The organism is Pseudomonas leptonychotis (assembly GCF_004920405.1).
In the GTDB taxonomy this organism is placed as follows: domain Bacteria; phylum Pseudomonadota; class Gammaproteobacteria; order Pseudomonadales; family Pseudomonadaceae; genus Aquipseudomonas; species Aquipseudomonas leptonychotis.
Map to the genome: position 1 here is coordinate 737,489 of NZ_RFLV01000001.1, position 12,619 is coordinate 750,107.

General features: G+C 58.8%; 10 protein-coding genes. 1 reads left to right on the forward strand and 9 read right to left on the reverse strand.

Translation table 11 applies throughout. The features are described from left to right. Positions 1-59: 59 nt before the first annotated feature. The 3 genes from argJ to D8779_RS03330 form a co-directional block, all read right to left on the reverse strand. The gene (argJ, locus tag D8779_RS03320; RefSeq protein ID WP_136663038.1) at positions 60-1,277 is read right to left on the reverse strand and encodes a bifunctional glutamate N-acetyltransferase/amino-acid acetyltransferase ArgJ; all 1,218 of its coding nucleotides are present in this window, start codon (positions 1,275-1,277) and stop codon (positions 60-62) included. A gap of 143 nt (positions 1,278-1,420) precedes the next feature. Further along, entirely contained in the window at positions 1,421-4,168 is a 2,748-nt protein-coding gene (secA, locus tag D8779_RS03325) for a preprotein translocase subunit SecA (RefSeq protein ID WP_136663039.1), read from the reverse strand. 117 nt (positions 4,169-4,285) lie between these two features. Then, positions 4,286-5,212 (reverse strand): M23 family metallopeptidase, encoded by a 927-nt coding sequence (locus D8779_RS03330; RefSeq protein WP_136663040.1) that lies wholly within the window; start codon positions 5,210-5,212, stop codon positions 4,286-4,288. Positions 5,213-5,293: 81 nt separating this feature from the next. Here D8779_RS03330 and D8779_RS03335 point away from each other — a divergent pair, with 81 nt between their 5' ends. Beyond that, the gene (locus D8779_RS03335; RefSeq protein WP_136663041.1) at positions 5,294-5,749 is read left to right on the forward strand and encodes a DUF721 domain-containing protein; all 456 of its coding nucleotides are present in this window, start codon (positions 5,294-5,296) and stop codon (positions 5,747-5,749) included. Positions 5,750-5,827: 78 nt separating this feature from the next. Here the strand turns inward: D8779_RS03335 and lpxC are convergent, their stop codons facing one another. The 6 genes from lpxC to murC form a co-directional block, all read right to left on the reverse strand. Next, positions 5,828-6,739 (reverse strand): UDP-3-O-acyl-N-acetylglucosamine deacetylase, encoded by a 912-nt coding sequence (lpxC, locus tag D8779_RS03340; protein WP_136663042.1) that lies wholly within the window; start codon positions 6,737-6,739, stop codon positions 5,828-5,830. Positions 6,740-6,851: 112 nt separating this feature from the next. Beyond that, entirely contained in the window at positions 6,852-8,039 is a 1,188-nt protein-coding gene (ftsZ, locus tag D8779_RS03345) for a cell division protein FtsZ (protein WP_136663043.1), read from the reverse strand. Positions 8,040-8,082: 43 nt separating this feature from the next. Next, positions 8,083-9,330: a cell division protein FtsA gene (ftsA, locus tag D8779_RS03350; RefSeq protein ID WP_136663044.1), complete on the reverse strand. Its 1,248-nt coding sequence runs from the start codon at positions 9,328-9,330 to the stop codon at positions 8,083-8,085. A gap of 20 nt (positions 9,331-9,350) precedes the next feature. Continuing rightward, positions 9,351-10,226, reverse strand: coding sequence for a cell division protein FtsQ/DivIB (locus D8779_RS03355; RefSeq protein WP_136663045.1), 876 nt, complete (start codon positions 10,224-10,226; stop codon positions 9,351-9,353). A gap of 3 nt (positions 10,227-10,229) precedes the next feature. Continuing rightward, on the reverse strand, positions 10,230-11,180 hold the full coding sequence (locus tag D8779_RS03360) for a D-alanine--D-alanine ligase (RefSeq protein ID WP_136663046.1): 951 nt from the start codon (positions 11,178-11,180) through the stop codon (positions 10,230-10,232). Next, positions 11,177-12,598 carry a UDP-N-acetylmuramate--L-alanine ligase gene (gene murC, locus D8779_RS03365; RefSeq protein WP_240789710.1) on the reverse strand — a complete coding sequence of 474 codons (1,422 nt, stop codon included), beginning with the start codon at positions 12,596-12,598 and terminating at the stop codon, positions 11,177-11,179. The genes D8779_RS03360 and murC overlap by 4 nt, the downstream gene beginning before the upstream one ends. Positions 12,599-12,619 lie beyond the last annotated feature (21 nt).

The window sequence follows — 12,619 nt, forward strand, 5'->3', positions numbered from 1 at the left end:
GATATTCATGGGCCCATGAATACCGGGAATGCAGAGCAGTCAAACGATCACGAGAAGAATCAGCTGCGGTATTCGGCGTTGATTCTCACGTATTCGTGGGACAGGTCGGTGGTCCAGATGGTTTCGCTGCAGCTGCCGCGACCCAGTTCAATGCGAATGCCAATTTCCTCCTTGGCCATTACCGCCGCGCCCTGCTCCTCGGTGTAGCTCGCAGCGCGGCAACCGCGGCTGGCGATGCACACATCGCCCAGGAACACGTCAATCTTGCTCACGTCCAATTGCGCCACACCGGCGTAGCCGACGGCGGCAAGGATGCGCCCCCAGTTCGGGTCGGAGGCAAACAGCGCCGTTTTGATCAAGGGTGAGTGGGCCACAGCATAGGCGACGTCCAAGCACTCTTGATGGGTGCCTCCGCCATTGACCTGCACGGTGACGAACTTGGTCGCGCCCTCGCCGTCCCGCACGATGGCTTGGGCCACCTCCATAAACACGTCAAATACCGCCTGCTTGAGCTTGGCGAACAGCTCACCACTGGCTTCGCTGATTTCTGGCAGCGCGGCCTGGCCGGTGGCGATCAGCATGCAGCAATCGTTTGTCGAGGTATCACCATCGATGGTGATGCGATTGAACGACTTATTGGCCGCATCACGCACCAAATCCTGCAACACGCTACGGGTTACTTTGGCGTCGGTAGCAACATAACCAAGCATGGTCGCCATATTCGGCCGGATCATCCCGGCGCCTTTGCTGATGCCGGTGACAGTGACAGTCACACCATCGTGCTGAAACTGGCGGCTGGCACCCTTGGGCAAGGTGTCAGTGGTCATGATGCCGGTGGCGGCTTCGGCCCAATGGTCTGCGGATAAATCGTCGAGGGCGGCCTGCAATGCGCCTTCAATTTTCTCGACTGGCAAGGGCTCACCAATCACCCCCGTGGAGAACGGCAGCACCGCGCTCTCATCAACACCGGTCAATTGAGCCAGCGCCGCACAGGTGCGCTGGGCGTTCTGCAGGCCCGGCTCACCGGTGCCGGCATTGGCATTGCCCGTATTGGTCAGCAGGTAACGCACGCTGCCCTGCACGCGTTTTTTGGCCAAAATTACCGGCGCAGCGCAGAACGCATTCAGGGTAAACACCCCCGCTATGCTGGAGCCTTCGGCACAGCGCATCACCACCACATCCTTTCGCCCAGGGCGCTTGATGCCCGCAGAAGCGATGCCCAACTCGAAACCTGGAACTGGGTGCAGAGTAGATAACGGGCCAAGACCAACAGCCATAGAAACGCTCCTTGAGGTGATGGGACAAATTGCGATGGTAAAACGCCGCGAACGGTCAAACCGTTCGCGGCGTTATTCAAGCTGGGTCAAGCATAGCCAACTTCACTGTCGGCTCAACCCGCTTTAAGTCGTCAGCGGTCGGCTTAGTTCACTTGACCGTGGCAGTGCTTGTACTTCTTGCCGGAGCCACACGGGCAGCTTTCATTACGACCGATCTTCGGTTCGGTGCGCACCGGTGCAGCGGCAACCGCCACATCACCGTCTTCTTCGCCCGTTTGCTGTGGCAGTGCCGAGGCATCGGCATGCTGGAACTGCATGCGCTCAGCCATGGCTTCTGCGTCACGACGCAGACGGGCTTCTTCTTCAGCCGGGTCTTCACGACGCACTTGCACATGCGACAGCACGCGGATGGTGTCGCGCTTGATCGAATCCAGCAGTTCTTGGAACAGGGTGAACGACTCGCGCTTGTATTCCTGCTTCGGGTTTTTCTGCGCATAGCCACGCAGGTGAATACCGTGACGCAGGTGATCCATGGTCGACAGGTGGTCTTTCCACAGATCGTCGAGTACACGCAGCAGAATTTGCTTCTCGAAGGTGCGCAGCGCTTCGGCACTGGCCTCGATTTCCTTCTCGTTGTACGCCGTGATCAGCTCTTCAAGAATCCGTGCACGCAAGGTTTCTTCGTAGAGTTTGTGGTCATCATCGAGCCACTGCTGAATCGGCAGACGCAGATTAAAGCTGCTGTAGAGCGCTTCCTCCAGACCGGCGATATCCCACTGCTCAGGCAGCGACTGCGGCGCGATATGTTCGTTGATCGTCTGATCCAGTACTTCCTGACGGAACTCGCCGATGGTCTCGCCAATGTTGTCGGCCGCCAGCAGGGTGTTACGCATGTGATAGATCACTTTGCGCTGTTCGTTGGCGACGTCGTCAAATTCCAACAGCTGCTTACGCATATCGAAGTTGCGCCCTTCAACCTTGCGCTGGGCTTTCTCGATAGCGTTACTGACCATGCGGTGCTCAATGGCCTCACCGGCCTGCATGCCCAGGGCCTTCATAAAGTTCTTCACCCGGTCGGAGGCAAAGATGCGCATCAGGTTGTCTTCCAGCGACAAGTAAAAGCGGCTGGAGCCCGGATCGCCCTGGCGACCAGAACGACCACGCAGCTGGTTGTCGATACGGCGCGACTCATGGCGCTCGGAGGCAATCACGTGCAAGCCACCTGACTCGATCACCTGCTGGTGGCGCTTTTGCCAATCAGCCTTGATCTGCGCGATCTGCTCGGGCGTAGGCTGCTCCTGGCTAGAGAGCTCCAGATTGGCCACTTCAACTTCCCAGTTACCCCCCAGCACGATGTCGGTACCGCGACCGGCCATGTTGGTGGCGATGGTCAGCGCACCAGGGCGGCCGGCCTGAGCAATAATTTCGGCTTCTTTTTCGTGGAATTTGGCATTGAGCACCTTGTGCGCAATGTTTTCCTGGTCGAGCAGGCGTGAGACGTACTCGGAGCTGTCAATCGAGGCGGTACCCACCAGAATCGGACGGCCCAGGGCCATGCATTCCTTGATGTCGGTAACGATGGCGGCGTATTTCTCTTCCTGGGTCAGGTAGACCAGGTCATTGAAATCCTTACGCGCCAGCGCACGGTTGGTCGGGATCACGATCACCGCCAAGCCGTAGATCTGATGGAACTCAAACGCTTCGGTATCCGCTGTACCGGTCATGCCGGACAGCTTGTTGTAGAGGCGGAAGTAGTTCTGGAACGTGGTCGACGCCAGGGTCTGGCTCTCAGCCTGGATAGACAGGCCTTCTTTTGCTTCGATCGCCTGGTGCAGGCCTTCAGACAGACGACGGCCGGGCATGGTACGGCCCGTGTGTTCGTCAATCAGCAGTACCTGATCCTTCTGCACGATGTATTCAACGTTGCGGTTGAACAACTTGTGCGCGCGCAAACCCGAATAAACGTGGGTCAGCAGGCCCAGGTTGTGCGCCGAATAGAGGCTTTCGCCTTCGGCCAGCAGGCCCACTTCGGTGAGCATTTCCTCAACAAACTGGTGGCCGGCTTCGTTCAACTCAACCTGACGCGCCTTCTCATCCAGCTTGTAATGGCCTTCCTGAGTAACGATGCCTTCCTCTTCCTCAACATGCAGTTTGAGGCGCGGAATCAACTTATTGATCTCGGTGTAGAGACGCGAGCTGTCTTCGGCCTGGCCGGAGATGATCAGCGGGGTGCGCGCTTCGTCGATCAGGATGGAGTCAACTTCGTCGATTACGGCGAAATTCAGCTCGCGCTGGAATTTGTCTTCCAGGCTGAACGCCATGTTGTCGCGCAGGTAATCGAAACCGAATTCGTTGTTGGTGCCGTAGGTGATGTCGGCCGCGTAGGCCTCACGCTTCTCTTCCGGCGGCATAAACGGGGTGACGATACCCACCGTTAGGCCGAGAAATTCATACAGCGGACGCATCCAGTTAGCGTCGCGGCGGGCCAAGTAATCGTTGACCGTGACCACATGCACGCCCTTGCCGGACAGTGCATTGAGGTAGACCGCCAGCGTTGCCACCAGGGTTTTACCCTCACCGGTGCGCATCTCGGCGATCTTGCCTTCGTGCAGGGTCATACCACCAATCAACTGCACGTCGAAGTGGCGCATACCCATTACACGCTTACCGGCCTCGCGGGCTACGGCAAAGGCTTCAGGCAACAACTCATCAAGGGTTTCACCTTTGGCCAGACGGGCTTTGAATGCCTCCGTCTTGGCACGCAGTTGCTCATCGGAGAGGGCAAGCATCTGCTCCTCGAAGGCATTGACGGACTGAACCGCCTTGAGCATGCGTTTGACTTCACGCTCGTTCTTGCTTCCAAAGAGTTTTTTCAACAAAGGCGCAAACATATCGACAGGATCTTCCAGGCGTATGGATTGAGGGTGGCTGAACAGCCATCCATGCAGCCTTTATGGCTGCGTGCGAAGCGGGCATTCTACTCGGAAACGCTAATGAGGAAAGCGGCGTTATTCGACGTCGCTCACTCGAGCTATGTAGCTGGCTGGATTGACCAACCGACCACTCTTGGTAACTTCGAAGTGCACATGGTACCCACTGGCGCGGCCGCTGCGACCAACCGCGGCAATGGTTTGGCCGCGCTGGACCAGGTCGCCAATCTGCACGTTATTGCTCTTATTGTGTGCGTAAAGAGTGGTGTAGCCGTCAGCATGACTGATCTCCACCGTATGCCCATAACCCGACTTGACCCCAGAGAAGCTCACCACGCCAGCCGCTACAGCCACGACATCACTGCCTGGCTTAGCAGCAAAATCGACACCCTTATGCTGGGTATTGCGCCCGGTTAGCGGATGAACCCGCCGACCGAACGGCGAAGACATATAGCCTTGACGCACGGGCATTCCAGACAGGTATTCACCCTCACTCAACTGGCGTTCACCGATCAGTTGCTCCAGCACCTCCAGCAGCTGTTCGCGACTATCCAGCCGCAAGCTCAGGCGATCGAGCTCATCCATAAAAGGCGGCGGCGCATAGGCGGCGTCGCCCAGAGCATCTTCAGCACCGCCCTGCCCCACGTTAAGCGAGAAATCGAATTCATTGGCATCCAGCTCCGCTAACTCGGTCAGGCGTGCGCCCAGAGCATCCAGGCGCGTCAGGCGCGCCTGCAACTCGGCCACATGCACGGCGAAAGCATCCAGCTGACGCTGTGCGTCACGGCGCACCTCGCCAACTTCGGCACGCTGCTGATCCATCACCTGATTGAGCTGTGTATCGTCCTGAACTTTCACCGTCGCCGGCGCCCACCAGGCACCCACGACCACACCACTGGCCAGCGCTGCGCCGAGCGCCACCAGTAACGCCAGCAATAACCAACGTAAATCTAAACTGAGCGAGCGTGCGGCACCATGATGCCGACTGAGTAGAATAATGTGCACGGCCTTCCCCTAGTGGTGAAGCCACGGCCGGCAGCAGCGATTCTGCTACCATGGCGACTTCACTTTTTCAGGCGTCCTGCCATGACATTTCGTCCTTTGCCGGCCCGTGCTCCCGCCGCGCTGTTACGCGAAGCGAAGCCCCTGAAGGCGCTGTTCAATCAAGCGCAACGCATTGATCGCCTACAGCACCTCTTGGAAAGCCAGCTGCAACCGGCTGCTCGCGAACATTGCCATGTGGCGTCATGGCGCGAGGGTTGCCTGCTGCTGATAATCACCGACGGCCATTGGGCCACGCGCCTGCGCTATCAACAAAAACGCTTGTTGAAACAGCTGCAGGCACTCGAAGAGTTCGCGACCTTAACGAAGATCCTATTCAAGGTGCAACCTCCGACCGCCGAAAGGCGTGCTTCGGGTCGCACAATCAGCCTCTCCAGCAGCGCCGCAGAAAACATCCAAGCGACCGCTGATGGCATCAGCGACCCCAAATTACGCGCCGCCCTGGAGCGCCTGGCCAAACATGGCAAACCCAACGACTGAGCACATCAGCCGCTATAACGTAGATAAAAAAAGGCCACCCAAAGGTGGCCTTGAAAAATAAAGAAGGAGGGTATTACGTTACACGGCCGCAACCGGACGCATATAAGAGATTGGCGCAGTATTAGGGTCGTCGAAGGTTACGACTTCCCACGCATCAGTCTGTTCGATCAGGGCGCGCAGCAGGCGATTATTCAGCGAATGCCCCGACTTGAAGCCCTTGAACTCGCCAATCAGGCTGTTACCCAGCAGGTAAAGATCACCGATCGCATCGAGAATCTTGTGTTTGACGAACTCGTCCTCGTAACGCAGGCCGTCTTCGTTCAATACCCGAAATTCATCTACTACGATGGCGTTATCTACGCTGCCGCCGAGCGCCAGGTTCTGCGAACGCAGGAACTCGATATCACGCATAAAACCGAACGTACGTGCGCGACTCACTTCCTTCACGAAAGACGTGCTGGAGAAATCCACGCTGGCCGACTGGGTGCGATTGCGGAAGACCGGGTGATCGAAATCGATCTCGAAGGTCACCTTAAACCCTTCGAAAGGCACGAAGGTGGCGCGTTTGTCGCCCTCTTCAACAGTGACTTCGCGAAGAATACGGATGAACTGCTTGTGGGCTTCCTGCTCTTGCAGGCCAGCGGATTGAATCAGGAATACAAAAGGTCCGGCGCTGCCATCCATGATCGGCACTTCGGACGCGGAGAGCTCGACGTAGGCGTTATCGATGCCCAGGCCAGCCATGGCCGAAAGCAGGTGCTCTACCGTGTCCACCTTGACATCACCATTGACCAATGTGGTCGACATGGTGGTTTCACCAACATTACCTGCACGCGCGGGAATTTCCACGACAGGGTCCAAGTCGGTACGACGGAACACAATACCGGTGTCCACCGGTGCCGGCTTCAGGGTCAGGTATACCTTTTCCCCGGAATGCAGGCCTACGCCAGTGGCGCGGATAATGTTCTTCAGGGTGCGTTGTCTGATCATGGCTTTGGCCGCTATAGCGCTAGTTGCGAATTGTTTTCAACAATGGCCGGCGATAATAGCAGAACCGGCCTTTGCTGAACACCAATCACCCCAATGCTCCTGATACATTCCATCAATCGGCCTGACGACGCAGGAACGCCGGGATGTCCAGGTAATCCAGATCATCCTGCGGATTCAGCTTCGCTGCAGTAGCCGCGCCGCCGTGGCTTTGACGCTGAACGGTTGGGCGCTCGTAGTCCTTGTAGTTGACGCTGTGTTCGGCGCGCGCCGGGGCAGCGGCGTTGCTGCCAGTGCCGGCAGAAACTTGCACAGTATTGTCGATAACCTTGACCGGCTTCTCGATACGCGCACCCAGACCCGTAGCAACCACGGTCACATGCAGCTCGTCGCGCATGTCCGGATCGATCACGGTGCCGACCTTGACGGTGGCGTGCTCGGATGCGAACTGCTCGATGATGTTACCCACGTCGGAGTACTCACCCAGGGACAGGTCAGGACCGGCAGTGATGTTCACCAGAATGCCGCGTGCACCTTGCAGGTTGACGTCTTCCAGCAACGGGTTACGAATCGCCGCCTCAGTCGCTTCACGGGCGCGGTTCGGACCGCTGGCGCAGCCAGTGCCCATCATCGCCATGCCCATTTCGCTCATCACTGTTTTCACGTCAGCGAAGTCGACGTTGATCATGCCTGGACGCTTGATGATGTCGGAGATACCGCGCACGGCACCGGCCAGTACATCGTCAGCCTTGGCAAAAGCCGACAGCAGGCTGGCGTCCTTACCAAGGATGGTCAGCAGTTTTTCGTTGGGGATGGTGATCAGCGAGTCGACGCTTTCCGACAGGGCGCGGATACCTTCTTCGGCGATCAGCATGCGCTTCTTGCCTTCGAACGGGAACGGACGGGTCACCACCGCAACAGTGAGGATGCCCATTTCCTTGGCCACTTGGGCGATGACTGGAGCTGCACCGGTACCGGTACCGCCGCCCATGCCGGTGGTGATAAAGACCATATCGGTGCCTTGCAGCACTTCAGCGATACGCTCACGGTCTTCCATAGCCGCCTGACGGCCAACTTCTGGGTTAGCACCCGCACCGAGACCTTTAGTCACTGCAGTGCCTAGCTGCAGAACGGTACGTGCACCAATATTTTTCAGTGCTTGAGCATCCGTGTTGGCGCAGATGAACTCAACGCCCTCAATGTTGTTTTTCGCCATGTGATTGACAGCATTACCGCCGCCGCCGCCCACGCCGATGACCTTGATAACTGCACTAGCTGGAGCGCTGTCTACGAGTTCAAACATTTTCCCTCTCCTTTACTTTCTAGTTATAACGCCTACTGCAAAATTAGAAATTGCCCTGGACCCAGCGTTTCAGCCGTTCCAACACAGGTTGTTTGGGTTCTTCGTTGTAGCTGCCAAGTGCAGACATGGAGATGCCGTCGGCCTGCTTTTGCAGCCCGTACAGCAACAGGCCTACACCTGTGGAATAGATAGGGTTACGCACGACGTCGGCCAATCCTTTGACACCCTGGGGCATTCCCAGGCGTACCGGCATATGAAAAATTTCTTCGGCCAGCTCGACGGCTCCTTCCATCTTCGCTGTACCGCCAGTGAGGACGATTCCGGCCGGAATCAAATCCTCGTAACCACTGCGCCGCAGCTCAGCCTGAATCAGGGTGAACAGCTCGTCATAACGTGGTTCAACCACTTCGGCCAAGGACTGCCGCGACAAATCGCGTGGCGGACGATCGCCGACGCTCGGCACCTTGATGGTTTCGCCAGCACCGGCCAGTTTGGCCAACGCGCAAGCATAGCGAATCTTGATCTCTTCGGCATACTGGGTTGGTGTACGCAGGGCCATGGCGATGTCATTGGTGACTTGGTCGCCGGCAATTGGAATCACCGCGGTGTGACGAATTGCACCTTCGGTGAAGATGCAGATATCGGTGGTGCCGCCACCGATATCAACCAGACACACGCCCAGTTCTTTCTCATCGTCGGTCAATACGGCATACGCCGAGGCCAATTGCTCAAGAATGATGTCGTCAACTTCCAGGCCGCAGCGGCGCACACACTTCTCGATGTTCTGCGCAGCATTCACGGCGCAGGTCACCACATGCACCTTGGCTTCCAGACGCACGCCGGACATACCCAACGGCTCGCGCACGCCTTCTTGGTTATCGATCACGTAATCCTGCGGCAGGGTATGCAGCACACGCTGATCGGCTGGAATGGCCACAGCCTGAGCGGCGTCGAGTACGCGCTCAAGGTCAGCCGGGCTGACTTCGCGATCACGAATGGCGACGATGCCGTGGCTATTGAGGCTGCGGATGTGATTACCGGCCACGCCCACAAACGCGGAATGGATGCGGCAACCAGCCATCAGCTGAGCCTCTTCCACGGCGCGCTGGATTGACTGCACGGTCGATTCGATATTCACCACCACGCCCTTCTTCAGGCCACGCGAAGGGTGAGTGCCGATGCCGACAATTTCTATCTGGCCGTCCGCATTCACTTCGCCGACCAACGCCACTACCTTGGAGGTGCCAATATCGAGGCCGACGATCATCTTGCCGCTCTGCACGTTTGCCATGGTCCTTGTCATCTCCTGATTCACTGCACAGCAGCGGTTGGTGCCGCCGTGGGCGCAACCGGCTCACGCCACGCCACGGCCAGGCCGTTGGCGTAACGCAGATCGATCCGCGCGATATTCGTTTGTTGCGCTTTCAAGGCCTTGTCATAGATGGCCGTGAAGCGGCGCATTTTTTCCACCAAATGGTCACGCCCCAGTAGCAGTTCGATGCCCTGCCCGGTGGAGAGGAACCAGCTACCACGCTCACGCAACTCCAGACGCGCCACGGAAAACCCCAGCGGGCGCAGCATTTGACTGATCACCTGGTATTGCTGCATCACCTGCTGCTGCGCACGCTTGGGGCCATACAGCTGCGGCAGGTGCGGGTAATTGGCCAGTTCCAGCGGCGCGAACGCTTCGCCTTGGTTGTTCAGCAATGCCTCATCGCCCCAGCGAGCAATCGGCAATTGTTCTTCCAGCCGCACCACCAATTGATCCGGCCATACGCGGCGCACCTGGGCGCTGGCGATCCAAGGCATCGACTCCAGCTCACGGCGCATGCTCAGCAGGTCAACACTGAAGAAGCTGGCATCGGCATAAGGCGCTATACGCTGCTGCACGGCCTGCTGATTGACGTAACTGAGGTCACCTTCGACGCTGATAGTGGCAATCGGCTGATCGGCATAGGGCAACGCACGCAAGGACAACTCATAGGTGCCGTAGCCCAAACCGAGCAATAACAGCGGCCAAGCCAAATGCTTGATCCAGCCACCCAGTCCATTCAGGCGGGCTTTGGGCAAACTCACTCGCAAGCTGAGCGGCTCCTTGGCCACCAAACGGCTGGCGCCGCGCTGCGCAGGCTTGCCGCGCGCGGGGGCGCGGGAAGAGCCTGGCTGGTGACGCACAGTGGCCGTCATGACTTAACCCCGCGCCTCAAGGCTGTCAGCAAGAATCGCCAACACCAGTTGTTGAAAATCCAGCCCCGCAGCACGGGCCGCCATCGGCACCAGGCTATGGTCAGTCATACCCGGCACGGTGTTGACTTCCAGCAGCCAGAACTTGCCATCGCCATCCTGCATCACGTCGGCCCGGGCCCAACCCTGGGTACCGACGGCTTCGCAGGCACGCGCAGTGAGGTCTTTCAGCTCGGCTTCCTTCTCTGCCGAAAGGCCGCACGGAATGCGGTACTGGGTGTCATTGGCCAGGTACTTGGCGTCGTAGTCGTAGAAGCTGTGCGGCGTACCCAAGGCAATTGGCGGTAGCACCTGGCCACGCAACATGGCGATGGTGAATTCGGGACCGGCGATCATCTGCTCAACCAGCACCTGCGAGTCGTAGCGACTGGCATCCTTCCAGGCAGCAATCAAAGCCTCGACATCGGTGACCTTGGCCATGCCGATGCTCGAACCCTCATGGGCCGGTTTGACGAATAGAGGGAAGCCCAGCTCAGCAGCTGCTGCATGGCAATCGGCTTCACTCACCAGCGCGGCATGGGCCGGGGTCGGCAAACCGAGGCTCAACCACACACGCTTGGTGCGCAGCTTGTCCATGGCCAGGGCCGAAGCCAGGATGCCGCTGCCGGTGTAGGGAATCCCGGCGCATTCGAGCAGGCCCTGCATCGAGCCATCTTCGCCGCCACGGCCGTGCAGCACGATAAACGCACGGTCGATCTTTTCGGCCGTCAGGCGTTGCAGCAGGTCATCGCCAGCATCGATACCGAACGCATCCACACCCGCAGCCAGCAACGCCTGCAGCACGGCATTGCCGGAGTTCAGCGAAACTTCACGCTCGGCGCTCTTGCCGCCGAACAGCACGGCCACACGACCGAACGCGCCGACCGGGACTTGGCAGATCAAACTAGCGGCGCTCATTTCGACTCCCCTGACGACTTGCCGCCAGCTGTTGCAAACAAAGGGCTTTGCAACAGTTGCGGAGCCAAACCACCGATATCACCGGCGCCTTGGCAAAGAAGAATGTCGCCCGCGCGCAGCAGCGGTTTGACGATGGGGGCCAGCTCTATGCCGCGCTCGATATAGATCGGGTCGAGCTGGCCACGCTGACGAATGCTGTGGCACAGGTGACGGCTATCGGCACCCGGAATCGGCTCTTCACCGGCGGGGTAGACCTCCATCAGCAGCAACACATTGGCGTCACCGAGCACTTGCACGAAGTCGTCATACAGGTCGCGGGTGCGGCTGAAGCGGTGCGGCTGATAGACCATCACCAGGCGGCGCTCCGGCCAACCGCCGCGTACGGCCTTGATCACTGCGGCGACTTCGCGCGGGTGGTGGCCGTAATCGTCGACCAGCATCACGCTACCGCCATCCACCGGCAGCTCGCCGTAGACCTGGAAGCGTCGACCAACACCCTGAAAGCCTGACAGCCCCTGGACGATGGCTTCATCGCTGATGCCTTCGTCGCTAGCAATGGCGATGGTGGCCAGGGCGTTCAATACGTTGTGGTTGCCCGGCATGTTCACCGACACCTCCAGCGGCTCGCGGTCACGGCGCAGCACCGTAAAGAAGGTCTGCATGCCCTGCTGACGCACGTTGATCGCACGCACGTCGGCGCCGTCATCGAAGCCGTAAGTCACAGTCGGACGCGCCACCTGCGGCAGAATCTCGCGCACGATCGGGTCATCCACACACATCACTGCCAAGCCATAGAACGGCAGGTTGTGCAGGAACTCGATGAAGGTTTTCTTCAACTTGTTGAAGTCACCGCCATAGGTGCTCATGTGGTCCATGTCGATATTGGTGACCACAGAGACCATCGGCTGCAGGTGCAGGAAGCTGGCGTCACTCTCATCGGCTTCAGCGATCAGGTAACGGCTGCTACCCAGCTGCGCGTTGGTGCCGGCCGCATTCAGGCGGCCACCGATGACAAACGTCGGGTCCAGGCCGCCAGCGGCGAACACCGAGGCCAGCAGGCTGGTGGTGGTGGTCTTGCCATGGGTGCCAGCAACGGCGATGCCGTGGCGATAGCGCATCAGCTCGGCGAGCATTTCGGCGCGCGGTACTACGGGAATACGACGCTCCAGGGCCGTGGCGACTTCCGGGTTGCTGGTATTTACCGCGCTGGACACCACCAGTACATCGGCCTGCTCAGCGTTTTCGGCGCGGTGGCCAATGAAAATCTGCGCACCGAAGGTTTCCAGGCGCTCGGTCACGGCCGAAGCCTTGAGATCGGAGCCGGAGACTTCGTAGCCGAGGTTGAGCAGCACTTCGGCGATACCGCACATACCGGCGCCACCGATGCCAACAAAGTGGATACGGCGAATGCGGCGCATACGGCGAATTTCCGAACGTGC